The sequence below is a fragment of the Pacificibacter sp. AS14 genome, from assembly GCF_038899935.1.
Lineage (GTDB): Bacteria > Pseudomonadota > Alphaproteobacteria > Rhodobacterales > Rhodobacteraceae > Celeribacter.
On the sequence record NZ_JBBMQI010000001.1, the window covers coordinates 300086 to 326353 of the forward strand.

Consider the following 26268-nt stretch of genomic DNA (forward strand, 5'->3'; position numbering starts at 1 on the left):
TTTGGCCCGTTCGGAATCAAATTTAATACTGGATCGAAGTGGCTTTTTTGTGAACCTGATCAGCGCCAGGCGTTTTCATTTCGCTGAAATTTTGGGCGCTAACAATTCGGAGCTTTTATGCGTAAAAGTCTTTATTTTTGAATAATATCACGAGTTCTTGGCCTTTTTGATATGTTTTTGGGCAGTATTTTTACAGAAGTTGGTTCTGTATTTTAAAGTGGTGCGTTCTGTTTTTCTGAACTTAAGTTTGAACGATTGACCGTGACTTCACGCTCAGGTTTAGAAGATACAAATCCAAAATTAAAAGTGAGATCGATATGAAAACTCAAACACGCGTTGTTGTTATTGGTGGGGGCATTGCTGGCTGTTCCACGCTCTACCACCTTACACAAGAAGGTTGGACCGATGTTGTATTGGTCGAACGTAACGAATTGACATCTGGCACGACATGGCACTCTGCGGCTCAGGTGACAAACTTTGGTGGAAACCAAACCATGGTTGGCCTGAAAAGCCACTCGATCAAACTGTATCAAGAGCTGGCAGCAGACGCTGATTACCCTGTTGGTTATCACCACGGCGACGGTGGCATTCGCTTGGCCAACACCGAAGAGCAAATGCAAGGCTACCGCCACTTTGCCTCTATGGCGCGCGGCATGGGCGTTGATTTCGAAGTGCTTGACGCCGAAGAATGTGCGCGTCGCCACCCTTTGATTTCGACTGACAACCTGCTCGGCGGCCTTTGGGACGCGTCTGACGGCGATATCGACCCTGCGCAGCTCTGCCAAGCGCTTGCGCGTCGTGCCCGTAAAGCTGGCGCAGAAGTGTACCGCAACACACCTGTGACTGCCCTGACGCAGCACAAAGATGACACATGGACAGTACACACAGAACATGGCGATATCGATTGTGAAATCGTTGTCAACGCCTGTGGCTACCGCGTGAACGAAGTGGGCAAAATGATGGGTGTTCACCACCCCGTTGCATCTATGGAGCACCAGTACTTTTTGACTGAAGACATCCCTGCGATCGTTGAATCAGACAAGCGTATGCCGCTTCTGCGTTGCCCAATCTCTGACTACTACTGCCGCCAAGAAAAGAACGGCCTTTTGGTTGGTTTCTACGAGCAAGATTGTAAAACTTGGGGCATGGACGGGATCGACCCGAACTTTGTCAACGCGCTTTGCCCAGACGATCTTGACCGCGTCATGGACGTTCTTGCTGGTGCATTCGAGCGTATGCCAGCTTTGGAAGAAACCGGTATCCGCGCGATTGTGAACGGACCTATTACGTACACCATCGACGGCGCGCCACTTGTTGGTCCGATCCCTGGCAAACGCAACGCTTTCTGTATCATCGGTCTGCGTGCGGGTCTTGGTGAGGGCGGTGGCCACGGTTTGATGCTTGCGCAACAAATCGTTCACGGCGAGGCTGAGTTCGACACATGGTGCATCGACCCACGTCGTTTCACAGGTCACACCAACGTTGAATTGACCGCGTTGAAATCTATCGAAGATTACCAAAACGAATTCCGTTTCCACTTCCCACATGAGCACCGCCCCGCAGGTCGTCCAGCGAAAACAACACCTTTGACGCCAATCTTGGCTGCTGAAGGCGCGGAATTCACTGTTGTGAACGGCTGGGAGCGCATGGATTACATCAAGCCAACACCTGATTTTCACCCTGCTTTGAACTTCCTGTTCGACGAGACCTTCGACATCGTCGCAGCTGAAGTCAAAAACGTGCAAGAAAACGTCGGCCTGTGTGAAGTCAACGGTTTCAACCGCTTCGAGATCACCGGTGCAGATCGTCACGCGTTCTTGGACCGTATGTTCTGTGGCAACGTCACCAAAAAAGACGGCCGCGTTGGCTTGGGCTACATGCTGAACCACCACGGTATGGTCAAAGGCGAGGCGACAATCGCGAACATTCCAGCCTCTGACCGCGGCCCACAGCGCGCTTGGTTCGGGTCTGCCGCTGCGGCTGAATTCCACGATATGGACTGGTTGCAAAAGCACCTGAACGCCGACGAGGACGTTCAAATCAAGAGCCTGACAAACGACCAGACTATTCTTGTGTTGGCTGGGCCAAAAGCGCGTAAAGTGCTTGAAGCAACAAGCCGCGGCGATTGGTCTAAAGAAGGCTTCAAGTGGTTGTCAGTGCGTGAAGCTTTCATCGGCTTCTCACCTGTGACTGTCCTTGGCGTCAGCTTCTCAGGTGAGCTTGCTTACGAGATCCACGTACCAAACGCATCACTTTACGCTGTGTATCTTGCTTTGCGTGCAGCAGGTAAAGAACACGGTCTTGGTCTGTTTGGGGCACGCGCTGTTGACTCCATGCGGATGGAAAAAGGCTTCATGCACTGGAAAGCAGACTTGCTGACTGAGTTTGACCCCTTCGAGACCTCATTGGATCGTTTTATCAAAGTTGAAAAAGGCGATTTTATCGGTAAAGAGGCCTTGGTCAAACGCCAAGAAGCTGGTCTTACAGCTAAGTTGGCCTGTTTCAAGATCGACGCGACACATGCACCAGCCATTCCTGGTGGCTCGCTGATGCTTGACGGAAAAGTGGTCGGAACGATCACATCTGGCGACTATGGTCACCGCGTTGGCATGAACCTTGCTTACGCCTTCGTGAAACCAGAACTGGCAGCCGTTGGCACCAAGATGGAACTCGACCTGCTCGGCGATATGGTTGGCGCGGAAGTGATTGAAATGTCACCTTACGATCCATCCTACGCTCTGATGCGGGGCTAAATAGCATCTGAGTGATCGGCTTTACGGCTGGTCCTCAGAAGCTAGAACAAGTTGATCTGCGGTGCATGGACCCCTTGTGCATCGCGGGTCGAACCAGCGGCGACGGACATTCAATCGGCGTTGCTGGTTTAGATCCCGATACGCGATCAGCGCGCGCTATAGGCGCATATTGAATGAACTTAATCTCCCTTAATCTCTCAAGGAACGATGTGATGAAAATTTTAGTGCCGGTAAAACGCGTCATTGACTACAATGTGAAAGTCCGCGTGAAGGCAGATGAAAGCAGTGTTGAACTTACGAACGTAAAGATGTCGATCAATCCGTTCGACGAGATCGCAGTTGAAGAAGCCATCCGCTTGAAAGAAAAAGGCGTCGCGACTGAAGTTGTTGTGGTCACGATCGGCGTGAAAAAATCCGAAGACGTGCTGCGGACTGCCTTGGCTATGGGGGCTGACCGCGCGATTTTGATTGAGGCAGCAGACGACGTACACACCGATATCGAACCTTTGGCCGTTGCCAAGCTTTTGGCGAAAGTTTCTGAGGCCGAGGCACCCGATTTGATTTTGGCGGGCAAGCAAGCCATCGACAACGACATGAACGCAACCGGCCAGATGCTGGCGGCTTTGCTCGGCTGGGGGCAGGCGACTTCTGCGTCTGATCTGGAAATCACCGATGGTGTTGCCCGTGTGACCCGCGAAGTTGATGGCGGTCTACAGGTTGTTGACGTGAACATGCCTGCGATTGTGACCTGCGATTTGCGCCTCAACGAGCCGCGCTACGCGTCACTGCCAAACATCATGAAAGCCAAGAAAAAGCCACTCGCAGCAACCACAGCAGCAGATTACGGCGTGGATATTACGCCTCGTTTGACTGTTGTGAAAACGGTCGAGCCAGCCGCCCGCGCGGCAGGCGAAATCGTCGGTTCTGTTGAAGAGCTCAAGGCCAAACTTAAAGAAGCAGGAGTGGTATAATGTCCGTTCTTCTCGTCGCCGAAATTTCCGGCTCGCAAATTTCTATTGATGCAACATCCAAAGCCTTGGTGGCTGTGTCATCGCTGGGTCCTGTGACAATCTTGGCCGCAGGCGAAGGTGTTGATCCTGCATCACTCGCTGCATTGGCTGGCGTTGAAAAGGTACTTCACGTTGAAGGGGCTGAATACGGCCACCAAATGCCAGAAGCCTGCGCCAAGCTGCTGCAAACACTAGCACCAAACTACACCCATATCGCAGCCCCTGCGACCACATCAGCCAAAGCGACCTTCCCACGCTTGGCGGCTTTGCTCGACGTGATGGTGATCACTGATGTGATTGCCGTGGACAGCGCGGACACATTCCAACGGCCTATTTATGCGGGCAATGCGATCCAAACTGTGACCTCAACAGACGCGATCAAAGTGATGACTGTACGTACAGCTGGCTTTGAAGCTGTGACTGACGGCGGAGCTGCTGGGGTTGAAGTGATCGATGCAGCCGAAGGCGTAGAAAGCTCTCGCTGGGTTGAAGACCGCGTTGTCACAAGTGACCGTCCTGAACTGACATCTGCGGGTGTTGTTGTCTCAGGTGGACGTGGTGTTGGCTCTGAGGAAAGTTTTGCGATCATCTCTGCGCTTGCAGATACACTTGGCGGTGCCGTTGGCGCGTCTCGTGCGGCTGTGGACAGTGGCTTTGCGGCCAACGACATGCAGGTCGGTCAAACGGGTAAAGTTGTCGCCCCTGATCTGTACATCGCTTGTGGTATTTCTGGGGCTATCCAACACTTGGCTGGCATGAAAGATTCCAAAGTGATCGTCGCGATCAACAGCGATTCAGAGGCGCCGATTTTCCAGGTGGCAGACTACGGTTTGGTCGCTGACCTGTTCGAGGCTGTTCCCGCTTTGACGGAGCAGCTCAAATGACAGCACAGCTCATCGACGGTAAGGCACTCGCATCAACGGTGCGTGGGACTGTAAAAGACGCCGTCGCACAGCTTAAAGCCGAGCACGGGATCACCCCGGGCTTGGCTGTTGTCCTTGTTGGCAGCGATCCGGCGTCTGAAGTCTATGTGCGTTCCAAGGGCAAGCAAACCATCGAGGCGGGCATGAATTCCTTTGAATTCCGCCTGTCTGTGGACACCTCTGAAAAAGAACTGATGGGCCTGATTGAACGGCTCAATACAGATCCTGAGGTGCACGGCATTTTGGTGCAACTTCCATTGCCTGCGCATCTTGATAGCAAGCTCGTGATCAACGCGATCCATCCGCATAAAGACGTCGACGGCTTTCACACCACCAATGTCGGTATGGTCGGCACCGGGCAGGACGCGATTGTGCCTTGTACGCCGCGCGGTTGCATGATGATGTTGGCACAGATTTATCCTGATTTGCGGGGCAAAACCGCGCTGGTTATCGGTCATTCCAACATCGTGGGCAAACCCATGGGGCGCCTGTTGTTGAACGCGGATTGTACGGTGATTGTGTCGCATAAATCATCAACCAATATCCCTGAGCTTGCGCGGATGTCCGACATTATTGTCGTCGCTGCCGGTGTGCCTGGCTTGGTGAAAGCCGATTGGATCAAACCTGGTGCGACCGTGATCGATGTGGGCATCAACCGTGTCCCCGCGCCTGAAAATGGCTTTAAAGACGACGGCACGGTTAAAACCAAACTTGTGGGCGACGTCGATTTCGACGCGGCCAAAGAGGTCGCGGGCGCAATCACCCCTGTGCCTGGTGGCGTCGGCCCAATGACCATCGCTTGTCTCTTGGTCAACACTCTTAGTGCGTGTTGCAACCTTAATTCCCTCCCTGAACCAGTGCTTTTGGGCGCTTGAAAAGGAAATACGACTATGACAAACCATTGCCTCACCGTGACCTGTACTACCAGCCGCGGCATCGTTGCAGCCATCGCGACGTTCTTGTCTGATCACGGCTGCAACATCACAGACAGCTCGCAATACGACGATTTGGACACCAACCAGTTCTTCATGCGCATCAGCTTTTCTTCGCAAGAAGGCGTGCTGCAAAGCGATCTAGAAGCTGAATTCGCTGCTGTTGCTAAGCCTTTTGACATGCAATTTGCCTTCCACGACGAAAGCATCAAAATGAAAGTCGTGATCATGGTCAGCCGTTTTGGCCATTGTCTGAACGACATTCTGTACCGTGTGAAAATCGGCGCTTTGCCTATTGAAATCGTGGCCGTGATTTCAAACCACATGGATTACCAAAAGGTTGTTGTGAACAACGACCTGCCATTCCATTGCATCAAAGTCACCAAAGAAAACAAACCAGAAGCCGAAGCTGCGATCATGAACGTGGTTGAAGAGTCAGGTGCTGAGTTGATCGTTTTGGCGCGCTATATGCAAATCTTGTCAGACGCGATGTGCACCAAAATGTCTGGCCGTATCATCAACATCCACCACTCGTTCTTGCCATCTTTCAAAGGTGCAAACCCTTACAAACAAGCCTTTGCTCGCGGCGTGAAACTCATCGGTGCGACGTCTCACTATGTGACGGCTGATCTTGATGAAGGCCCGATCATTGAACAAGACGTTGTGCGCATCACCCACGCACAAAGCCCCGAAGACTATGTGTCCCTTGGCCGCGATGTCGAAGCGCAAGTTCTGTCCCGCGCCATCCATGCGCACGCAAACCACCGTGTGTTCTTGAACGGCAATAAAACCGTAGTCGTGTCTGCGTCACCGGGCAGCTACTCGTCTGAAAGAATGGGCTAAACCATGTCGCAAACAAGCAATGATATTGACGCTCCTGCGCGCGAAAGCATGGACTATGATGTCGTGATCGTGGGGGCGGGGCCGTCGGGCCTGTCTGCTGCGATCCGGTTGAAGCAGCTCGATCCAAATCTTGAGGTCGTGGTGCTGGAAAAGGGCTCCGAAGTTGGTGCTCATATCCTGTCTGGTGCTGTTCTTGATCCCATCGGGTTGGATCGCTTGATCCCTGATTGGAAAGAAAAATCAGCGCCGATCAAGACAGCTGTCGCTGAAGATCATTTCTTGTTTTTGACTGAAAAAAGCTCTGTGCGCATCCCGAATTGGCCGATGCCAAAATTGATGTCCAACCACGGCAACTACATTGTCTCTATGGGCAATGTGTGTCGTTGGTTGGCCGAGCAAGCCGAAGCCTTGGGCGTTGAAATCTTCCCCGGTATGGCCGCTTCTGAATTGGTCATGGAAGGCGACCGCGTTGCGGGTGTCGTTGCTGGCGAATTTGGCCGCGAATCCGATGGCAGCATTGGTGCCAACTATGAGGCGGGCATGGAATTGCGCGGCAAATATGTTTTGCTGGGCGAGGGCGTGCGCGGATCTCTGTCTAAAATCGTGATGGATAAGTTCAATTTGTCAGACGGGCACGCGCCACAAAAGTTCGGCCTTGGCATGAAAGAAATCTGGGAAATCGACCCCGCCAAGCACAAAGAAGGCACCGTTCAACACACGATGGGTTGGCCTTTGGGCAGCAATGCTGGTGGCGGGTCTTTCATTTACCACATTGAAAACAATCAAGTTTACGTGGGCTTTGTGGTGCATCTCAATTATGAGAACCCGTACCTGTCGCCTTACATGGAATTCCAGCGCTTCAAACATCACCCCGTTGTGGCTGATCTGCTCAAGGGCGGCAAACGCGTAGCTTACGGCGCGCGTGCGATCTCGGAAGGGGGCTTGCAGTCCTTGCCCAAACTGACTTTCCCGGGCGGTGTTTTGTTGGGCTGTTCTGCGGGTATGGTCAACGTGCCGCGCATTAAGGGCAACCACAATGCGATGCTGTCTGGGATTGCTGCGGCCGAAGCTGCGGCCTTGGCCATTTCTGAAGGCCGCGAAGGCGATGAGCTGGCGGATTACGAGACCGCCGTGCGCGATGGCGATATCGGCAGTGATTTGAAAAAAGTCCGCAATGTCAAACCTATGTGGGCCAAATGGGGCATGATGTGCTCGTTAGCGTTCGGCGGCTTGGACATGTGGACGAACGAATTGTTCGGCCTGTCTTTGTTTGGCACCATGAAGCACGGCAAAAACGATGCGCAAGCGACAGGCGAGGCGAAAAATTTTGCCGAGATCACCTATGCAAAACCCGATGGCATTCTTAGCTTTGATCGTCTGACCAATGTTAGCTTTGCTGCGACGAACCATGAAGAAAGCCAGCCGTGCCATTTGAAGTTGGCCGATTCTTCTGTGCCGATCGAAGTCAATTTGGCCAAATATGCCGAGCCAGCGCAACGCTATTGCCCTGCAGGTGTCTATGAAGTTGTCGAAAAAGCAGGCGTGCCGGAATTTGTGATCAACTTCCAAAACTGCGTGCATTGCAAAACCTGCGATATCAAAGACCCAAGCCAGAACATCACATGGACCACGCCACAAGGCGGGGATGGGCCAAACTATCCCAACATGTGATTTTTTTTTCGAATAAAAGTGTTACGAGTGGCCTGTTGATATTGGCAGTATTCAGCCCAGGCTTTGTCACATCACCGTTGGCTGTGAGGCGCAGAGGACGATGCCAAGCCGTTGCAAAGGCTTGGCATCGTGAAGTATCTATTCTGCGTCTGCTGGTTTGATTTTATCCCATGTTTGGGTGTCAAAATCGCTTGCATCATGGCGTTCGCGCAGTTGCAGGTCTTCGTCGCCCCAAGCTTTGTTCACCATCTTGCCGCGGATCACAGCAGGGCGGGCTGCGATGTCTGCGACCCAGCGATTGACGTTTTTGTATGACGCCACGTCGAGGAATTCTGCCGCTTCATACACGATATTCTGCACCAGCGCACCGTACCAAGGGAATGTCGCGATATCGGCGATGGAATAGTCTTCCCCGCCCAGATATTTGCTTTCATTCAAACGTCGGTCCAACACGTCCAACTGGCGTTTCGTTTCCATTGCAAAACGGTTGATCGGGTATTCGAATTTTTCGGGCGCATAGGCGTAGAAGTGGCCAAAACCACCGCCAAGATAAGGGGCCGAGCCTTGCAGCCAGAACAGCCAGTTCAAGGTCTCGGTCCGGCCCTTTGGATCAGTTGGCAAGAAGGCCCCGAATTTTTCAGCCAGATAGAGCAAAATCGCGCCGGATTCGAAAATGCGCACGCCGTTGGTTTCGTCAAACAGGGCAGGGATCTTTGAGTTCGGGTTCACCTCAACAAAGCCAGAAGAGAACTGATCGCCCTCTTGGATGTTGATCAACCATGCGTCGTATTCTGCGTCGGTAAAACCCGCTGCCAGCAGTTCCTCGAACATGATGCTGACTTTGACGCCATTGGGCGTTGCAAGTGAATAGAGCTGATGCGGGTGTTTGCCAACTTGCCGGTCTTTGTCAAAGGTCGGCCCTGCGATGGGGCGGTTGATGCTGGCGAACTTGCCGCCGCTCTCGGCGTCCCAAGTCCAAACTTTAGGGGGTGTATATGTCATATCATGTCCTCTTGGGGAAAAAATTGCGTTCCACTCAGCTATGCAGATGTGTGTCTTGTGCGTCAAATCGCCAGCCCCAATATCGCGGCATGTGTTCACAATTCAGCGAGCAGTGAGGGGCGTAAACCGTGATCAGAATTGAAGAGGCAAGTTAAAAGTTTACTCGCTGTTCCCCCAGCGTTCTCCTCAGAGGATTTTCAAAAGCCAAAAGGGGCTAGCTGAAATCAGCTAACCCCTTGGAATTTTTGGCTCCGGCGGTAGGGATCGAACCTACGGCCAATTGATTAACAGTCAACTGCTCTACCGCTGAGCTACGCCGGAATGTGTGGGCTGTATAGCTATGAGAATTGGGGGCTGCAAGAGGGATTTATGACAAAATCTCACTTTTTTTAAACTTTGGTCACTGCTAGAGAAAAAATAGCTGTTTCACGCAGGTTTGGCGTCGCTTCAACCTTTGATTGTTCTTTGAGATCAATAAGATGTGCCAATGTGTTGCGCGCAGCCGCTTTGAGTGTAAAGGGACTAAGATCGCCGTAGACCGCTAGGGTGATGTCTTGCAATCCCAACGGTTTAAGCGCGAGGGCCTGTAAGATTTGATGTTCGCGCTTTGCACGATGCTCAAGCAGTGCGGTAATGCGCGAATGGCCGGTCTCAACCGGTGCGCCGTGGCCAGGATAAAGCGGGCCATCCAAGCGCATCATCAGCTTTTGGCAACTGGCACGAAACGCAGCGGCGTCGCCGTCAGGTGGGGAAATGAGTGAGCTGGACCACCCCATAATCAGGTCGCCACTGAACAGGCCGTCGTTCCAAGCAAAGCATAGGTGATTGCCCATGTGCCCCGGCGTGTGCAATGCGGTAATTGGCCCTGCAGGTGTCTCAATCTGTTGCCCATCATCAAGCAGCACATCGGGTTTAAATGTCATGTCCAGACCTTCGCCACCGCCCATTTGCGTGGTCGCTGCGAGATCGGTCATCACTTCAGAGCGCCCTGACACAGCATCACCAAAGGCCAACACCGGCGCGCCTGTCGTCTGTTTGAGATCCTGCGCGCCGCCGCTGTGATCCTTATGGGCGTGTGTCACCAAGATATGCGAAATTGATGTGCCTTGGGGCAGGGCGCTTAACAGGGCGTGTGTGTGTTGTGTGTCCTTGGGGCCCGGATCAATAAGAACGCGCGTGTCACCTGTGCCCAAGATATAACTGTTGGTACCCCAATAGGTCATCGGCGATGGGTTTGGCGCGATCACCCGGATAAGGCCCGACGCAAGGGTACTCACGGTTTCAGGTCGTTCCATCATGTGTTTCCTCTTTGCAAGCTTGTTTGGCACAGCTACCAATAGCTTATGATATTTGCATGGCTAAAAAAATACATGCCGCGTGGTCTTTATGGCCGTGCTGTGCTCATCTTGCTGGTGCCAATTGTTGTTTTGCAACTTGTGGTTTTGGTGGCCTTTTCACAACGTTATTTTAGCGATGTGACGGATCAATTGATGCGGGGGGTGCGCGCTGATGTCTCATTTTATGTCGATGCGCTGCAAGAGGCCCCTGAACAAGACCTGTCGGTTATAGTACATGATTTGGATCAGCGTCTTGGGTTCATGACTCGCGCCATTGATGACTCTACGCCTGTTATCGATCGTCGCGCGTGGTATGATTTTTCAGGTATTTTGATTTCAAGGATTTTGTATTCTGATATACAAGGCATTGAAGGTGTTGATTTAAAATCAAACAGCCGCAGTGTTATTTTGGGATTACATCTCAATGGTCAACACATTGAAATCCAAGTGCCACGTGAGAGAGCATCTGCCAAAAATCCGCATCAACTCATTCTTGTGACCCTTATGACCAGCGTTATCATGGCGGTCGTCGCGGCGACGTTTTTGCGAAATCAACTGCGTCCCATTCGCAGGCTGGCACGTGCCGCCGAAGCCTTTGGGCGCGGGCGCAATGAGCCCTATAGACTGGCTGGTGCATTGGAAGTTCGTGCCGCAGGGGCGGCATTTGTCGATATGCGTGCACGGATTGAACGGCATATTGAGCAACGCACTTTGATCTTGTCCGGTGTGTCCCACGATCTGCGCACGCCGCTTACGCGTATGCGGCTCAGCCTGTCTCTTTTAGAGGCTGACCCAAGCTTGGCGGAGGACATCAACGCGCTGCAAGAAGATTTGTCTGAAATGGAACGGCTTTTGGATGATTTTTTAGCCTTTACGCGTGCGGATGCTTTGGATGCGCCTCAAAAAGTCAATCCCGTTTCAATTTTGATGGGCGCATATGAGCGCTCAAAGCGGTCTGGCGGGACGATCACCTGTGAAGGGCTTGAGCTTGGAGATCACGTGATTTCTGCACGCCCTGATGCTCTGGCACGCGCACTAGACAACTTAATTTCGAACGCATTGAGATACGGAAAATGTGCACATGTGTCATTGACCATCCTTGAGCGATCCGTGGTGTTTCGTGTCGAAGATGATGGGCCAGGCATTGATGCTTCAGATCGTGAGAAAGCATTGCAGCCTTTTGTGCGATTGGATGCAGCACGCAATCAAAATCGTGGCTCTGGGGTTGGGCTTGGTTTAGCCATCGCAACAGATATAGCGCGCAAACATGGTGGTATTTTGCGACTTGGCCGCAGTGCAAGACTTGGTGGATTGAAAGCTGAAATCGTGATCGCGCGCTAGCGGAAAGTTTCAACAATTAGGGTATCAAAACTAGGGTATCCAAACGCCGAAAGATTGATTCACCGTGGCAAATTGTAAGTGAAGCCTTTGCTCCTCAACGGGTCACGCTCCTCCGAGCCAGAGCCCAAGTGACAAGCTATACTGGAAAAGCAATTTAGTCAGCAGAAGATGGTGGCTTTAAAAAGGTTAAAGATCACGAAAAGGGATACTCTGACAGTACTTTAGCCACTTCAGTTTTTGTGTTGATTGTGACTTCAAAATCGAACTTACGTGTTGTCGCAAGGATATTTGTAAACATGAAACGCATCAGACGACCATCACATTAAAAGAATAATTTACCAAAAGTTCTGGTTCTGGGTCGTCTGAGTTATAATGTCCGTCTAGAGCTGTCACATGGCCTGTTATGCTGCCCCCCTGTGGACGCGATTGACTGATCCTAGGGCGACCAATGCGCGGTATAACTCGCAACAAATGGATTGTAGTCTATGTTCCATACCGCATACTCATAAGGCTCGGTTGCAAAACTGGAAAGCGGTGCAGAAAATGTAAAACTAAACCGCTCGCTCGGTTCAACTGCAACCATTTTTAATATTACGCTTCGCCAGTTCTATACTGCTAGGCTAGGTTAGTCCGTCTTCACTCAGTCTGCTTCATCGATATTCTCCCTCGACAGAGGTGAACCGCGGCGATTTACGCAAGAAGAGCTCGATTGGCGTGCGATCAACGCGCCCTGGAACCTGCGGCGCGACTTCAAGACGAATACGACTTGGGATCGCGAGTGCGGGGCAGAGGTGACAAAATGAACTTTGGATTTGGGTTTGCCAGGTGCGAAGGTGGCGCCGATAATTGGGGGTGCCGATGTCATTCATCGTCTGGGGATTCTCTGGGGGTCGTACTCTCAAATGGCCCCAGACGTTCCCTATTTTTCCCATTTCGGCAAGTGATTACATCTTAACGACCCGCACGGAGACGTATTCTAAGGTGCTGTATCTAATGTATAAAATATGTGAAAACTCTGGAGCGGGTAACGAGAATTGAACTCGTAACTAAAGCTTGGGAAGCTGCCGTGATACCTTTTCACCATACCCGCTCTGTGCGCCTTGATTAGGCGTAAGTGTTTGAGGCGTCAAGCGCCACAACAACATGGCGCTCGCTAAATCGACTGTTTAACGGCGCCGACGTCGGCCAGTGCCGCGACCACCCTCACCGCCGCCTGCATTAAAAGACACATCGGGCAAAGTGACTAGGGCGCGCAGGCCCGCGAAGGGCGCTGTGGCATGTGGGATGGCATTGGCATCGACAAAGTGCTCTTGGAAACGCGGCTCAATCGCTGTTTCGATCTTTGTGATTTGATGCACCAAGGCCTCGACCTCGCGTCGTGCGGCCACGTTAAGCAGCGCAATTTGCGCGCCTGTTCCGGCTGCGTTGCCGGCAGAAACGACTTGGTCAAGCGCACAATCGGGGATCATGCCCAGCACCATCGCGTGTTTGGGGGAAATATGCGCACCAAAAGCACCGGCCAGCACAACACGCTCGACAGTGTCAGTGCCAAATTCATCCATCAACAGCCGAGCACCCGCGTAAAGCGCTGATTTTGCAAGCTGAATGGCGCGGATGTCGCCTTGTGTCACTTCAATCACAGGCCCACCATCGGCAGAGCCATCCATCAGCAAATAGGCGTGGGTTCGTCCCGTTGGGCGACAGCGCTCTGTACCAGTCTGCTCAGCTGACCCGATCAACCCACCAGCATCGAGCAGCCCAGCCATGCGCATTTCTGCGACGGCTTCGATAATACCAGAGCCACAAATCCCCGTGACGCCCGTGGTGGCGGTTTGCACGGCAAACTCAGGATCAGAAGACCAAAGATCACAGCCAATGACTTTGAAACGCGGTTCTTTGGTGACGGGATCAATCTCAACACGCTCAATCGCACCAGGAGCGGCCCGTTGGCCGCTGGAAATCTGCGCGCCCTCAAAAGCAGGGCCCGTTGGGGATGAACAGGCTAGGACACGGGTTTTATTGCCCAAAATAATCTCGGCATTGGTGCCCACATCGACGATCAATGTGAGCGGATCAACGTTTTGCGGGGCCTCAGACAGCGCCACAGCGGCCGCATCCGCACCAACATGCCCTGCGATCAGCGGCAAGATATAGATCTGCGCTTGGGGGGCGAGATTCAGACCTATGTCACTGGCCGCGAGATCCATGGCGGATGAGGTCGCAAGCGCAAAAGGCGCTTGGCCCAGCGGGATCGGATCAAGCCCCAACAAAAGGTGATGCATCACAGGGTTCATCACGAACACGGTCTCGAAAATATCGGTGACGGCCAGACCGGCTTCGGTGGTCAGGTCTTGCGCCAGCGTGTTCATCGCGTCGCGCACGGCAGCGGTCATATCGGCCGATCCGCCGTCATTCATCATCGCGTAAGACACGCGCGACATCAGGTCTTCGCCAAAACGAATTTGCGGGTTCATCACACCGCCAGAGGCTTTAACCTCGCCCGTCACAAGATTGGTCAAATGTGCCGCAATGGTGGTCGACCCCAAATCAACGGCAAGGCCATAAAGATTAGGTTCCGCAAATTTCGGCCAAACGCCAACAATTTTTGCGGCTCCCATGCGCGCTGTGTGCACGGCCAAAGTGGCGGTGTTTTTACCGTCTAACAGTGCTTTTTGCAAAGGAGCAAGCAAGGCAAAGGGCAGGGTGATCCCGTCCAGATCAAACTGGGATTTCAACGCCATTTCAGTGCGTTCCCAGTCGCCAGACGGGTCGTGCATATCGGCCTCGGCCACTTCGACATAATAAAGTCGCGTCGCAGGATCCATTTCGATATGGCGCGTCGTGGCAGCTTTGCGCACCACTTGTTTGTGCACTTGGCTTTCGGGCGGCACGTCCAAAACCACATCGCCAGTGACGCAGGCCTGACAGCCCAAACGACGGCCCGTTTTCAGGCCCCGAACGCGATCGTAGCGTTCCTCAACAGCGTTGAATTCAGTCAGAGCGTCTTCACCGGCGGTGATGCCATGCTTGGAATGATCCCCAAAGGACGGCTGCACCTGACATTTCGAACACACACCACGTCCACCACAGACGGAATCCAAATCCACGCCGAGCTGACGTGCTGCCGCCAAGACAGACGTGCCGCTTGGCACACGGCCACGCTTGCCGGATGGGGTGAAAATCACCAATGGGTCTTGCGCATTTTGGGTGTCTTGGGACGCGTCGCTCATGTGGGTCTCTTTTCGGGGGTTATTTCAGATCATTCGGGTCGAGGTCGCGCCAGTCGCCGCTTTTCAGGCCCGCAATAGTCCATGGACCAATCGCGACACGGATCAAGCGCAGGGTCGGAAAACCAACATGTGCTGTCATGCGGCGCACTTGGCGGTTTTTACCCTCTGAGATGGTCAATTCCAGCCAGCTGTCAGGCACGGATTTTCGGTAACGCACCGGCGGGGTGCGCTCCCATAGCATCTTTGGTTCCGCCACGCGCCGCGCTTTGGCGGGGCGCGTCAGACCGTCTTTTAGGTCCACCCCGCGTCGCAAATGGTCGATGGCCTCATCCGAGATTTCGCCTTCCACTTGCGCCAAATAGGTTTTGGCCATCTTGTTTTTCGGGTTCGAAATCTTTGCTTGAAGCTGGCCGTCGTCTGTGAGCAGCAAAAGGCCTTCTGAATCGCGATCAAGCCGTCCTGCGGGATAGACGGCGGGCACTTTGACGCAATCAGACAAGGTGGCGCGCTTGGTGCCCTCAGTGCCTTTGTCGGTGAACTGCGAGAGCACATCGAAAGGTTTGTTCAGTGCGATCAAGCGCGTCATATCAATATCCCTTTGCGTCGGTTAACGACGACGCCGTCCGCCACCGCGACGTCCACCACCAGACCCGCCAGCAGATGCAGCGTCTTTGGCGGCATCGGCAAAGGATGCTCCGGCGGTCACAGCATCCATGATGCGGCTAAAGGCAATCCATTGCGTGCCGTCTGGGTCGCGGTCCATCAGCAAGTTGGCGGCGCGGATGGCCTCCATTTCTTGCATCCGCACAGGGTTCATAATAGCGGAGGTCATGCCCGCGCTGATCGCCATTGGCAAAAACGCGGCGTTGATACCGTGGCGTTGAGGCAAGCCAAAGGACACGTTGGACGCGCCACATGTGGTGTTGACGCCCAATTCTTCGCGCAGACGACGTACTAGAGTAAACACTTGCTGACCCGCTGTGCGCATCGCGCCGATTGGCATTACAAGTGGGTCGACCACGATGTCATGAGCCGGAATGCCAAAATCAGCAGCGCGCTCGACAATCTTTTTGGCCACAGCAAAACGCACATCTGGGTCTTCTGAGATACCAGTGTCATCGTTGGAAATGGCCACGACAGGCACGTTGTATTTTTTGACCAAAGGCAAAACCAGCTCAAGGCGTTCTTCTTCGCCTGTCACAGAATTCAAAAGCGGGCGACCTTCTGAGGCCTCAAGCCCCGCTTCCAAAGCGGCCGGCACAGAGCTGTCGATGCACAAAGGCACGTCCACAATCGCCTGAACCCGCGCAATCAATTCGCGCATAAGTGGCGGTTCAACAAAGTTGTTGTCGGCGTAGCGGGGGTCTTCGGCCATTTTGTTGGAAAACACAGCACCGGAGTTGATATCAAGGATGTTCGCGCCACACAAAACCTGTTCCAGCGCGTCACGTTCAACGGTGGAAAAATCGCCAACTTCCAATTCAGCGGCCAGTTTCTTGCGCCCTGTTGGATTGATGCGTTCGCCGATCACGCAAAACGGCTCGTCAAAGCCAATCACAACGGTTTTTGTTTTGCTCTCGATCACAGTGCGGGTCATTGGGTCGTCCTTATAAGGGGCTGCTGGCCGCACGGTGTGGGCCAAGTCTATTTACAAGCGTTTACGCAGTTGGCGCAACGCCGTCATTGTCTATGAGGGTCTTGAGTGTCTCTTTGTCAAAACCCGCATCAAGCTCGGCGGCTTTTGCATCTGCTGCGGCTTGAAGATCGCCTTCAACAGTTCCGCCTGACACATCGCGCCACTCGGCCATGTAAGCATCGCCATCCGTGGCACCGATACGCATCGCAACACGGTCGATGGCTTGTTCAAACCGTTCTGGCAAAACGGCACGGGCGGCTTTGCGACCACGGCCCACACGGACCTGTGCAGGGATGTCGCGCCAATAGATGATTGTGAGCTCAGACATAGGGAACCTCAAACATAGGACTTCGTTGGCGCCAAGGCTTAAAGAAAAGGGTAAGGCTGCGCCAGACCCGTGATCCGGTGTGCGACTGGAAAAATTCTCAAGAAGGTTATGAACGAAAGCGGGATCAATTCGTGTGGATCACAAAAAAGGTGATTGATTGTGCTGCTCACTAGGCTTGCGGCGGGGTCATTTTTGAGCGTAAGATCAAATCAACTCAGAATGGAGGGCGTGTGATATGACGCCCAAGCGTCCCAATGGTGCGGGCGCGTTCCCCATAGCGGTCGAGCCTCTCGCACCTGCAATAGTCGATCCTGCGCAGCTGTACGCCGCGCTGGACCTTGGCACAAACTCGTGCCGCATGTTGATTGCCCAACCCAAAGGCAGTCAGTTTCATGTGGTGGATAGTTTTTCGAAATCTGTCCAGCTTGGCGCTGGGTTGGAGCAGACTGGGCGTTTGTCTCGGTCTTCTATATCGCGCACATTGCAAGCTTTGAAGGTTTGCAAGAAAAAGCTAGAAAAACATGACGTTAAGCGGATGCGCCTTGTGGCAACCGAAGCTTGTCGTCGTGCAAGAAACTCTCGTGATTTTTTACGGGCTGTACGCCGCGAAGTTGGGATTGACCTCGAAATTATCAAACCAGAAGAAGAAGCCCGTCTTGCGGTTATTTCTTGTGCGCCACTTGTTTCCACAAAAACCGAACAGCTTCTGGTGGTCGATATCGGCGGCGGTTCAACCGAGCTGGTTTGGATAGACTTGTCATCCGTCCCGCGCATTGAACGCCCGCGCGCGATCATGCGTCTGCACCGTGGGTTTCACAATTCAGACAGTCCGTTTCCCCACGCAAAAGTCGTCGATTGGATTTCAGTACCTTTAGGTGTGGCAACACTCAAAGATCAGTTCCAAGACGTTGACGACGATTCCGCGCGTTTCGCGTTAATGTCATGGCTGTTTGAAGAAAAGCTGGCTGATTTTGCGCCTTATGCCAATGACGCCTGCCGTGAAGGATTTCAGATTATCGGAACGTCCGGCACGGTCACCACGGTTGCGGCCTCGCATCTGGGGCTGCGTCGTTATGATCGCAATAAGGTCGATGGCTTGCGCATGACGTCGGAACAAATTGACCGCGTGATCCGTGATTACCTTGATCTGGGGCCTGAGGGGCGGCGGCGTGATCCGCGTATCGGGCGGGATCGACAAGAATTGATCATGTCAGGTTCTGCCATCTTGCAAGCTTTGTTGCGGATTTGGCCGACAGATCGCCTGTCCGTCGCCGACCGAGGTCTGCGCGAAGGCTTGCTTTATGCGCAAATGAGCATGGACGGTGTTTTGGAAGAAACGGTTCCATAGCTCGATATTTTTTGAATGCAATACATGAAAAACGCCCCGTAAGTGGAGCGTTTTTAAGTATAATTTTGAAATCAGCCTATGGGATGATGCGGGTGTATTTCGTGCCTTCGACGGTGGCGCCCGCAATCAGTCCGGCTTGACCAAACACAACAGCAATTACAGGAGACAAAGATGTCGTTGTCTCAGCCGATATATTTTCGCCGCGATTGTTCAGCGCATATTCGATGTCCGCACCCGCTGCCCAACCAGGCGAGCCGCGGAAAGTCTGCAATGCGTCATTGGTCATGAAAAACAGCACATGTGCATATTGTTGCGCGCCGATTTGCAACCCGATCGAGGCTTGAGTTGACGAATAATAGTCAACGGTGACGTCATTGATGCGCAATACGCCGCGTCCGTAGGACCCACCAAGGCCAAAGCCCGCTTCGGTCACCAGCGGCATCACCAAGATACCGACTGATTTATCACGTAATTCGCGGGTATTGGGATATGTGTTAAAAAGATATTGCAGCGACGCATCTGCGCGTGCGTCAATTCGTGGTCCGCCAGTGCCTTGCAGCCCGTTATTACAAGCAGTAAGCAGGCTTGTTGCACCTAAACCAACCATGAACGTACGACGGTTGGCCTTTGATCGGCTTGGTCTTTCTGTCTGCGCCAATGTTTTAGTCATGGAGCTGCCCTTTTGATATCGGTGCCGCACTGGCACCATGTCCTCATGAATAAGGCTCTTTGTACGCAGTTTACAGTGTCATCGCGGGCTTTGTCATCGCACAATCGTCATTTGGGAGGTTTTCGGCAAATTTTACCCTGTTTTCAGATAGGCTGCGCTGCGTCTTATGGCTTATTTAGCTAAAATACGGGCCACGTCAGGGGCAAAATAGGTCAAAATTCCATTACATCCTGCGCGCTTAAAGCACATAAGGCTTTCCAACATTGCTTTTTCGCGGTCAATCCACCCATTTTGCGCAGCGGCGGCGATCATCGCGTATTCGCCGGACACTTGATAAGCAAAGGTGGGCACGCCAAAGCGGTCTTTGACCGACCGGCAAATGTCCAGATACGGCAGGCCCGGTTTGACCATGACCATGTCGGCGCCCTCCATCAAGTCGCGTTCGATCAAACGCAGGGCTTCGTCGGCGTTAGCTGGATCCATTTGATAGGTCTTTTTATCGCCTTTGAGCGCACCAGATGCGCCCACGGCATCGCGAAACGGGCCGTAGAACGCCGAGGCATATTTGGCTGAATAGGACATTATGGTCACATTGCTGTGACCTGCCACTTCCAAAGCGCGGCGAATTGCGCCTATCCGCCCGTCCATCATATCAGACGGCCCGATAATATCTGCACCTGCATCGGCTTGCGCGACAGCCATTTTGACCAAAGCCTCGACGGTCATATCATTGACGATTTCGCCCTCGACAACAAAACCGTCGTGTCCGTTGATGTTATAGGGATCAAGCGCCACATCTGTCATGATCGCAAGCTCGGGCACAGCTGCTTTTATTGCACGGATGGCGCGGTTTACCAAATTGTCGGGGGCCCAAGCGCCAGCGCAGTCTTCCGTCTTAAGGTTTTGTTCTATATAAGGAAAAATGCAAATTGCGGGAATGCCCAATGCGTAGGCATCTATAGCCTCCTTGACCAAAAGATCCACAGACAACCGATCAACGCCAGGCATAGATACAATCGGTGTGCGTGCGTTTTTGCCGTCTTGCACAAACACAGGCCAAATTAAGTCATGCACTTCAAGGGCGTTTTCACGTACCAAACCGCGCAAGGATTCCATTTTGCGGGCGCGGCGCAGGCGTGTCAAAGGGTAGGGTGCAAGAGTGCGGGGCATAGGCTGTCCTTCGTCGCAAGTCACAGTTATATCTTGTTCTACGAGGTGACATGGATTTTACCTCTCATCAAGGGTAGGAATCGCCGCAGCCGCAGCATAAAGTCCCCCAAGTTGCGACAAGCAAGCTTAACGATCAGAAAGAATTACCGTTTTGAACCTCTATCAAACTATTTTTGAAGTGATCGACATGCGGTCCTTTTCGAACCTTTGGTACTGGATCGCTTTGGCGGTTCTTTGGTCTACCGCCTCTCACTATGTGTTGGGGGTGCCATTTGATCTTGCCCAAAGAGCCGTTAAAGATGGCGGTCAAAAAATGCAGGATATCGAAACATTGGTACGCATCAATGTCAGTCGCATTTTAAACATCGCAGAAGTCTCTGGCTTGTTTATTGTTGGGTTTGTCGCTGCGGGTCTGACCATTCTATTTGCATTGGGTGCGTTCTACGGCGCAGAATTTGCGCAAGCGGTTTTCTTGATGGCCTTCCCAATGACTTTTGTTGGGCTTATGAGTGTCAACACAGCTATGAAAATTAGGGCTGATCTGCCAGCAGGCGATGCGCTTTTTTCTATTCTGAAACGACACAGATTTTTCACACAAGTTATTGGAATGGTTTCCATTTTCATCACTGCGATGTGGGGCATGTTCCAAAACCTTGCGACAGGCCCATTGGGCGGATAAAACGCGGAAAGCAGACATGAGCACCAGCACCCATATTCAAGTCGGCGGCGCGCCCGAAGGCTTTGATGCCTATTTGCTGGCTCGTGAAGTTGCCAAATCTGATGGCCCTGTTATTCATATTGCGCGCGACGACAAACGCCTTGCCGCGATGCGCACGGCCTTAAGGTTTTTCGCGCCAGATATGCCTGTTTTGGATTTTCCGGCTTGGGATTGTCTGCCGTTTGATCGTATGTCACCCAATTCTGACATCTCGGCACACCGCATGGCGACTTTGGCCGCACTGGCTCATGGCGCAGCCCCCAAACGGTTTGTGTTGCTGACAACTTTGGCCGCAGCCACGCAGCGGGTTCCGGCGCGCAGTACCTTGGCAGAAGCGGCGTTTACAGCACGTGTTGGCGAACGGATCAACGAGGCCAATTTGCGCGCCTTTTTGGTGCGCATGGGCTTCACCCAAGCACCCACAGTGGTAGAGCCAGGCGATTACGCGATCCGTGGCGGCATCATTGATGTGTTTGCGCCAGGACAAGATTTGCCAGTGCGCCTTGATTTCTTTGGGGATGAGCTTGACGGCCTACGTCGTTTTGATCCGGGCAATCAGCGTACGACCACCAGCCTGAAGGAAATAACCTTTACGCCAGTGTCTGAAGTGATTTTGGACGAGGCCTCGATCACGCGCTTTCGTCAAAACTACCGCATTGAATTTGGCTCCGCTGGGTCAGATGATCCCGTTTATGAAGCCGTGTCGGCCGGCAAAAAACACGCAGGTCTTGAGCATTGGTTGCCTTACTTTCATGAACGCCTTGAAACCTTGTTGGATTATGTTCCTAAAGCAACAATTTCCCTTGATGATCAATCGACTGCGGCGCGCCTTTCACGTTGGGAAGGCATTCAAGATCAATACGAAAATCGCGCTGAAGCCCTAAAAGCCAAGGGTCGCATGGACAGCGTTTACAAACCTTGTCCACCAGAGCTTTTGTATCTCAATGATGCCGCTTGGGAAGCCGAGATCGAAGGCCGACGCGTCTTGCATTTTCACGCCTTGCCACTGCCAACCGGTTTGGGCGTCATTGATGCCGGCGGATTTATCGGACGCAGCTTTTCGCCAGAGCGTCAACTTGAAAATGTAAACCTTTTCGATAGCTTAGCGCAGCATATAAATGCAAAACGCCAAGAGGGTCAGGTGATTGTTGCCTCTTGGTCAGAGGGCGCACGAGACCGCATTTCAACACTTTTGCAGGATCAAGATCTCAACGGTGCCGTTGAAATTGGCGACTGGCGCGATGTGCCTGAGGGTATTGGCGGTGTCTATTTGGCTATTTGGCCGCTCGACGAAGGGTTTGAGGCCAAGGTTGACGCGGGTCGCGTTACCGTTATTTCCGAACAAGATGTTCTTGGCGATCGGCTAATCCGCCGTCCAAATCGCAAAAAACGGGCTGAAAACTTCCTGACAGAGCATTCCACCATGTCTATTGGTGATCTGGTCGTACATGTCGAGCATGGCGTCGGAATCTATAAAGGGCTTGAAGTCATCGCCGCCCTTGGAGCTGCGCATGAGTGTTTGCTACTGGAATATGCAGGCGGGGATCGTCTGTACCTTCCTGTTGAAAACATTGAACTTTTAAGCCGCTACGGCCACGACGAAGGCATGCTAGATCGCCTTGGTGGCGGGGCTTGGCAGGCCAAAAAATCACGGATGAAGGAACGCATCCGCGAGGTTGCTGAAAAGCTTATTCGTATCGCTGCGGAACGTCATCTGCGCAAAGCGCCGATCATGCTGCCGCCCGACGATATGTGGGAAGCCTTCTGTGCACGTTTTCCTTACACCGAGACCGAAGATCAGCTGCGCGCCATTGAAGATGTGCTCGACGACTTTGAGGCCGGTCGCCCTATGGATCGTCTGATTTGTGGCGACGTGGGTTTTGGCAAGACGGAAGTCGCGATGCGCGCCGCCTTTATCGCAGCAATGTGCGGCGTACAGGTGGCGATGATTGCACCAACGACATTGCTTGCGCGCCAGCATTACCGGTCTTTTGCAGAACGTTTCCGTGGCTTTCCGATCAATGTGCGGCCGATGTCTCGCTTCGTGTCGACCAAAGAAATGGCGCTTACACGGGCGGGGATTGCTTCAGGCGAGGTCGATATCGTTGTCGGCACCCATGCGGTTTTGGCTAAGAATGTAAAGTTCCATAATATCGGCCTGACGATTGTCGATGAAGAACAGCGCTTTGGTGTCACACACAAAGAGCGCCTCAAGTCTTTGAAAACAAACATTCATGTATTGACGCTTTCGGCCACGCCAATTCCGCGTACCTTGCAGATGTCACTGACTGGGGTGCGTGATTTGTCGATCATTGGCACGCCGCCCGTCGATCGTTTGTCGATCCGCACTTATGTGTCTGAATTTGATACTGTAACGCTGCGCGAAGCTTTGCTGCGTGAACATTACCGTGGCGGGCAGTCGTTCTTCGTGGTGCCGCGCATCAAGGATATTCCTGAAATCGAGGAGTTTTTACGCCGCGAAGTGCCCGAAGTTAGCTTTGTCGTTGGTCACGGCCAATTGGCAGCGGGCGAGCTTGATGATCGGATGAATGCCTTTTACGATGGCAAATTCGATGTGCTGCTTGCGACCACAATCGTTGAAAGTGGCATCGATATTCCGACCGCCAATACGATGATCATCCACCGCGCCGACATGTTTGGTTTGGCGCAGCTCTATCAAATTCGTGGTCGTGTTGGGCGGGCAAAAACCCGCGCCTATGCCTATTTGACCACAAAACCCCGTGCGCCTTTAACCGCCACCGCAGAAAAACGTCTGCGGGTTTTGGGCAGTCTGGATACTCTGGGGGCTGGATTTACGCTGGCCTCTCAAGATCTTGATATTCGCGGCGCGGGCAATTTGGTGGGCGAAGAACAATCTGGTCAGGTCAAAGAAGTCGGTTTTGAGCTCTACCAAAACCTGCTGGAAGAGGCGATTGCCAAGATCAAATCCGGTGACGAGGCTGTTGATTTCGATGATGACGGCCAGTGGGCGCCGCAGATCAATTTGGGCGTGCCTGTGCTTATCCCCGATACCTATGTGCCCGACCTAGATGTGCGTCTTGGGCTATATCGCAGGCTGTCTGGTCTGCGTACTAAAGTGGAGCTGGAAGGCTTTGCCGCAGAATTGATCGACAGATTTGGGAAATTACCCAAAGAGGTCAATACCTTGCTGGTGATTGTTCGCATCAAGGAAAAATGCCGCGAAGCGGGCATCAGTCGCCTTGATGGCGGACCAAAAGGCGTGACCATTCAGTTCCACAACGACAAATACGCAAGCCCTGTTGGTTTGGTGAGCTTTATTCAGGCGCAAAAGGGTCTGGCTAAAGTGAAAGACAATAAGATCGTCGTGCGCCGCGATTGGAAACGTGACAGCGACAAGATCAAAGGTGCTTATTCGATTGCACAAGATCTGGCGAAATTTGCCAAAGAGGCGTCGAAAAAGCCCGCTTAAAGTTTGAGCTTACGGTTTTGACAGATGCCGATGTTCAACAAAACTTGCAAGAGCCAGAGCGGCACATCCGAGAATCGCAATGGTTGCTGCCTGTGCTGCGCCGCTCATCAAGGCCAGTCCGATAAAGGACAGGCATTGACCGAGATATTGCGGATGTGACATGTGCCTGTAAGGGCCTTTGATGCAACGCTGTGCAGGATAGGTTCCGCCCAAGGGCCAACCTGAGGTGGTTTTGACGCCAAGCGCTGAGGTGGCCCAGCTGTGATAAATCGAACCGATCACAGCCACGCCAATACCGATATTTTGAACAAGCGCGGGCAGGGCAAGCGTGTTGCCTTGCGTAAATCCCAATCGGACAATCGAAACATAAATCGCGCATGTCAGCCCCCAAGACCACACAACGGTGATCCATGTTGGGTGTTTTGGGGGCCAAAATCTTGCCCGTGGATACAGCGCCGCATGGATCAAAGCGCTGATCCAGCCAAGGCATGCTGCAAGTCCTAAGGCAAAATTCACATTCACTGAACTGGAGTGTCGCCGACTTGTTCCATCAGCTCATCGATCACGCTTAACCAAAGCCCACTGTTTTGTGCGCCAGAAACAGCGTGCTGCTGCGCCACGACAAACAATGGCACGCCGGTGATGCCGCGTTCTCGACCGTGGACATCGCGTGATTTGATCAGATCGACGTCTTCTTGCGTGTCGAGCAATCGCGTCACGACAGAGGCATCCATACCAATCGAGTCCGCGATATCGGCCAAAGTTTCCGCATCGCCAATATCGCGACCATCGACAAAATAAGCCTCGAACAAAGCGTCGACCATAAGCGTCTGTTTTGCTTCAAGGCCAGCCCAGTGGATCAAACGGTGCGCGTCCAGTGTGTTCGGTGTCTTCTTGATTTTTCCCAGATCGGCGTCAGGTAATTCTGCTGCAAGTGTTTCAACGATAGGGCGGTAAGCGGATTTTGCACCAGCCGTGCCACCAAATTTACCTTCAAGATACGCGCGACGATCCATGCCATCTTGCGGCATATCGGGGTTCAATTGAAAGGGATGCCACTCCACAACAAAGGGATGGTCTGGACGTTGATCTAAAGCTGCCTCAAGGCGGGCTTTGCCAATGTAGCACCAAGGACAAATGGGGTCTGAAAAGATGTCGAGTTTGATCATGTGTTGGTGTCCTGTGTCGCTAATACGAGTTCGATTTGTGTTTTGTCATAGCTAGCGCATTTCGCCAAAAATGGAAGTCGAATCCATAAAAGGAAAATATTCTTCCACTTCACGATACCTCTCAAGCTGGATGTTCTCATTGACCTATATCTAGTAATTCGCGGGGTTTGCAACTTTGCAAACTCTCCAGTGTTCCGCTTAAGTTCTTTAATTGTTCTTACTTTAGCTGCATTGCGACACTTCGACTTGTGGTCGAAGTGTTTCAGGTCGTTAGGCGTGACGCGCTGTCCGTATTGTGTTTAACTCACTGTAGTTAAACGAGTTCATTAGGGTTACGAACATGGCATTTTATTCCGACCGGTCCTTCTCAACGTTCCAAGGCCGCGCTCAAGGTCGCTCCAGCACTCCGATGCTGTCGCAGCGCTTGCGGTTGCCAGTTGTGACACTTGCTTTGGGCGCTATCGCGTCTTTGGTGGTTGCTGCCGGCGCGCTGGATTGGACGTCGAACGGATTATCTTTGTCAAACGAGTTGAGCAATGTTGAATACCTGACTGGTACGATTGATCCTAAAAAGTAATCGTAGCCTCACACAGAATAGGGCCAAGCAAGATACCCCATCGAGCAGTGTTTCCCCAAGACGACTGGCGTTTGGTCCCAAGAACCCCCGAAGATGCGAGCAACAGCATCCGGGGGTTTTCTTTTGTTTTGAAGTTAAGAAATTAAGCGAAGCGCAGCG

The 26268-nt window shown here is 52.7% G+C and carries 21 protein-coding genes and 2 tRNA genes; 11 read left to right on the forward strand and 12 right to left on the reverse strand.

All coding sequences use genetic code 11. From position 1 onward, the window contains the following. The first annotated feature begins 317 nt into the window (after positions 1 to 317). From WNY38_RS01500 to WNY38_RS01525, 6 genes are all read left to right on the forward strand, one after another. On the forward strand, positions 318 to 2753 hold the full coding sequence (locus tag WNY38_RS01500; RefSeq protein ID WP_342855542.1) for an FAD-dependent oxidoreductase: 2436 nt from the start codon (positions 318 to 320) through the stop codon (positions 2751 to 2753). 212 nt (positions 2754 to 2965) lie between these two features. Continuing rightward, the gene (locus WNY38_RS01505) at positions 2966 to 3724 is read left to right on the forward strand and encodes an electron transfer flavoprotein subunit beta/FixA family protein (RefSeq protein ID WP_342855543.1); all 759 of its coding nucleotides are present in this window, start codon (positions 2966 to 2968) and stop codon (positions 3722 to 3724) included. Further along, positions 3724 to 4647, forward strand: coding sequence for an FAD-binding protein (locus tag WNY38_RS01510; protein WP_342855544.1), 924 nt, complete (start codon positions 3724 to 3726; stop codon positions 4645 to 4647). Before WNY38_RS01505 ends, WNY38_RS01510 begins: the two co-directional genes overlap by 1 nt. After that, positions 4644 to 5561, forward strand: coding sequence for a bifunctional methylenetetrahydrofolate dehydrogenase/methenyltetrahydrofolate cyclohydrolase FolD (folD, locus tag WNY38_RS01515; protein WP_342855545.1), 918 nt, complete (start codon positions 4644 to 4646; stop codon positions 5559 to 5561). Before WNY38_RS01510 ends, folD begins: the two co-directional genes overlap by 4 nt. A 15-nt stretch (positions 5562 to 5576) precedes the next feature. After that, on the forward strand, positions 5577 to 6461 hold the full coding sequence (gene purU / locus WNY38_RS01520) for a formyltetrahydrofolate deformylase (RefSeq protein ID WP_342855546.1): 885 nt from the start codon (positions 5577 to 5579) through the stop codon (positions 6459 to 6461). A gap of 3 nt (positions 6462 to 6464) precedes the next feature. After that, a complete protein-coding gene (locus tag WNY38_RS01525; RefSeq protein ID WP_342855547.1) occupies positions 6465 to 8132 on the forward strand; it encodes an electron transfer flavoprotein-ubiquinone oxidoreductase in 1668 nt (555 codons plus the stop codon). A gap of 138 nt (positions 8133 to 8270) precedes the next feature. On the opposite strand, the gene yghU is transcribed toward WNY38_RS01525, so the two are convergent. The 3 genes from yghU to WNY38_RS01540 form a co-directional block, all read right to left on the reverse strand. Further along, entirely contained in the window at positions 8271 to 9134 is an 864-nt protein-coding gene (yghU, locus tag WNY38_RS01530; RefSeq protein WP_342855548.1) for a glutathione-dependent disulfide-bond oxidoreductase, read from the reverse strand. 246 nt (positions 9135 to 9380) lie between these two features. Next, a tRNA-Asn gene (locus WNY38_RS01535) sits at positions 9381 to 9455 on the reverse strand. Positions 9456 to 9523: 68 nt separating this feature from the next. Further along, positions 9524 to 10432 carry an MBL fold metallo-hydrolase gene (locus WNY38_RS01540; RefSeq protein WP_342855549.1) on the reverse strand — a complete coding sequence of 303 codons (909 nt, stop codon included), beginning with the start codon at positions 10430 to 10432 and terminating at the stop codon, positions 9524 to 9526. 72 nt (positions 10433 to 10504) lie between these two features. On the opposite strand from WNY38_RS01540, the gene WNY38_RS01545 reads away from it, so the two are divergent. Next, positions 10505 to 11812 (forward strand): ATP-binding protein, encoded by a 1308-nt coding sequence (locus WNY38_RS01545; protein ID WP_342855550.1) that lies wholly within the window; start codon positions 10505 to 10507, stop codon positions 11810 to 11812. A 1016-nt stretch (positions 11813 to 12828) separates the two neighbouring features. Here WNY38_RS01545 and WNY38_RS01550 read toward each other — a convergent pair. The 5 genes from WNY38_RS01550 to WNY38_RS01570 form a co-directional block, all read right to left on the reverse strand. After that, positions 12829 to 12902 (reverse strand) — tRNA-Gly (locus WNY38_RS01550). Between the two features lie 76 nt (positions 12903 to 12978). Next, positions 12979 to 15042 (reverse strand): ASKHA domain-containing protein, encoded by a 2064-nt coding sequence (locus tag WNY38_RS01555; RefSeq protein WP_342855551.1) that lies wholly within the window; start codon positions 15040 to 15042, stop codon positions 12979 to 12981. A gap of 19 nt (positions 15043 to 15061) precedes the next feature. Next, positions 15062 to 15628, reverse strand: a complete 567-nt coding sequence (locus tag WNY38_RS01560) for a pseudouridine synthase (protein ID WP_342855552.1) — start codon at positions 15626 to 15628, stop codon at positions 15062 to 15064. Positions 15629 to 15649: 21 nt separating this feature from the next. Next, positions 15650 to 16639: a methyltetrahydrofolate cobalamin methyltransferase gene (locus tag WNY38_RS01565; protein WP_342855553.1), complete on the reverse strand. Its 990-nt coding sequence runs from the start codon at positions 16637 to 16639 to the stop codon at positions 15650 to 15652. A 61-nt stretch (positions 16640 to 16700) separates the two neighbouring features. Further along, complete coding sequence (locus WNY38_RS01570; RefSeq protein ID WP_342855554.1) at positions 16701 to 17006, reverse strand: virulence factor; 306 nt, start codon at positions 17004 to 17006, stop codon at positions 16701 to 16703. Positions 17007 to 17241: 235 nt separating this feature from the next. Here WNY38_RS01570 and WNY38_RS01575 point away from each other — a divergent pair, with 235 nt between their 5' ends. After that, complete coding sequence (locus WNY38_RS01575) at positions 17242 to 18354, forward strand: Ppx/GppA phosphatase family protein (protein WP_342855555.1); 1113 nt, start codon at positions 17242 to 17244, stop codon at positions 18352 to 18354. 76 nt (positions 18355 to 18430) lie between these two features. Here the strand turns inward: WNY38_RS01575 and WNY38_RS01580 are convergent, their stop codons facing one another. Together WNY38_RS01580 and hemB are read right to left on the reverse strand one after the other, a co-directional pair. After that, positions 18431 to 19024 (reverse strand): YSC84-related protein, encoded by a 594-nt coding sequence (locus tag WNY38_RS01580; RefSeq protein ID WP_342855556.1) that lies wholly within the window; start codon positions 19022 to 19024, stop codon positions 18431 to 18433. A gap of 171 nt (positions 19025 to 19195) precedes the next feature. Continuing rightward, a complete protein-coding gene (gene hemB / locus WNY38_RS01585) occupies positions 19196 to 20194 on the reverse strand; it encodes a porphobilinogen synthase (protein ID WP_342855557.1) in 999 nt (332 codons plus the stop codon). A gap of 151 nt (positions 20195 to 20345) precedes the next feature. On the opposite strand from hemB, the gene WNY38_RS01590 reads away from it, so the two are divergent. Together WNY38_RS01590 and mfd are read left to right on the forward strand one after the other, a co-directional pair. Beyond that, positions 20346 to 20873, forward strand: a complete 528-nt coding sequence (locus WNY38_RS01590; protein ID WP_342855558.1) for a component of SufBCD complex — start codon at positions 20346 to 20348, stop codon at positions 20871 to 20873. A 16-nt stretch (positions 20874 to 20889) separates the two neighbouring features. Further along, complete coding sequence (gene mfd, locus WNY38_RS01595; RefSeq protein ID WP_342855559.1) at positions 20890 to 24363, forward strand: transcription-repair coupling factor; 3474 nt, start codon at positions 20890 to 20892, stop codon at positions 24361 to 24363. Positions 24364 to 24372: 9 nt separating this feature from the next. Here the strand turns inward: mfd and WNY38_RS01600 are convergent, their stop codons facing one another. Beyond that, the gene (locus WNY38_RS01600) at positions 24373 to 24879 is read right to left on the reverse strand and encodes a methyltransferase (protein ID WP_342855560.1); all 507 of its coding nucleotides are present in this window, start codon (positions 24877 to 24879) and stop codon (positions 24373 to 24375) included. Between the two features lie 2 nt (positions 24880 to 24881). Continuing rightward, positions 24882 to 25532 (reverse strand): DsbA family oxidoreductase, encoded by a 651-nt coding sequence (locus WNY38_RS01605; protein ID WP_342855561.1) that lies wholly within the window; start codon positions 25530 to 25532, stop codon positions 24882 to 24884. A 340-nt stretch (positions 25533 to 25872) separates the two neighbouring features. Here WNY38_RS01605 and WNY38_RS01610 point away from each other — a divergent pair, with 340 nt between their 5' ends. Beyond that, positions 25873 to 26109 carry a hypothetical protein gene (locus WNY38_RS01610; RefSeq protein WP_342855562.1) on the forward strand — a complete coding sequence of 79 codons (237 nt, stop codon included), beginning with the start codon at positions 25873 to 25875 and terminating at the stop codon, positions 26107 to 26109. Positions 26110 to 26268 lie beyond the last annotated feature (159 nt).

Coding starts and splice junctions, on each gene's coding strand:
- WNY38_RS01500 (WP_342855542.1), top strand. CDS start 318: ATGAAAACTCAAACACGCGTTGTTGTTATTGGTGGGGGCATTGCTGGC.
- WNY38_RS01505 (WP_342855543.1), top strand. CDS start 2,966: ATGAAAATTTTAGTGCCGGTAAAACGCGTCATTGACTACAATGTGAAA.
- WNY38_RS01510 (WP_342855544.1), top strand. CDS start 3,724: ATGTCCGTTCTTCTCGTCGCCGAAATTTCCGGCTCGCAAATTTCTATT.
- folD (WP_342855545.1), top strand. CDS start 4,644: ATGACAGCACAGCTCATCGACGGTAAGGCACTCGCATCAACGGTGCGT.
- purU (WP_342855546.1), top strand. CDS start 5,577: ATGACAAACCATTGCCTCACCGTGACCTGTACTACCAGCCGCGGCATC.
- WNY38_RS01525 (WP_342855547.1), top strand. CDS start 6,465: ATGTCGCAAACAAGCAATGATATTGACGCTCCTGCGCGCGAAAGCATG.
- yghU (WP_342855548.1), bottom strand. CDS start 9,134: ATGACATATACACCCCCTAAAGTTTGGACTTGGGACGCCGAGAGCGGC.
- WNY38_RS01540 (WP_342855549.1), bottom strand. CDS start 10,432: ATGATGGAACGACCTGAAACCGTGAGTACCCTTGCGTCGGGCCTTATC.
- WNY38_RS01545 (WP_342855550.1), top strand. CDS start 10,505: ATGCCGCGTGGTCTTTATGGCCGTGCTGTGCTCATCTTGCTGGTGCCA.
- WNY38_RS01555 (WP_342855551.1), bottom strand. CDS start 15,042: ATGAGCGACGCGTCCCAAGACACCCAAAATGCGCAAGACCCATTGGTG.
- WNY38_RS01560 (WP_342855552.1), bottom strand. CDS start 15,628: ATGACGCGCTTGATCGCACTGAACAAACCTTTCGATGTGCTCTCGCAG.
- WNY38_RS01565 (WP_342855553.1), bottom strand. CDS start 16,639: ATGACCCGCACTGTGATCGAGAGCAAAACAAAAACCGTTGTGATTGGC.
- WNY38_RS01570 (WP_342855554.1), bottom strand. CDS start 17,006: ATGTCTGAGCTCACAATCATCTATTGGCGCGACATCCCTGCACAGGTC.
- WNY38_RS01575 (WP_342855555.1), top strand. CDS start 17,242: ATGACGCCCAAGCGTCCCAATGGTGCGGGCGCGTTCCCCATAGCGGTC.
- WNY38_RS01580 (WP_342855556.1), bottom strand. CDS start 19,024: ATGACTAAAACATTGGCGCAGACAGAAAGACCAAGCCGATCAAAGGCC.
- hemB (WP_342855557.1), bottom strand. CDS start 20,194: ATGCCCCGCACTCTTGCACCCTACCCTTTGACACGCCTGCGCCGCGCC.
- mfd (WP_342855559.1), top strand. CDS start 20,890: ATGAGCACCAGCACCCATATTCAAGTCGGCGGCGCGCCCGAAGGCTTT.
- WNY38_RS01605 (WP_342855561.1), bottom strand. CDS start 25,532: ATGATCAAACTCGACATCTTTTCAGACCCCATTTGTCCTTGGTGCTAC.
- WNY38_RS01610 (WP_342855562.1), top strand. CDS start 25,873: ATGGCATTTTATTCCGACCGGTCCTTCTCAACGTTCCAAGGCCGCGCT.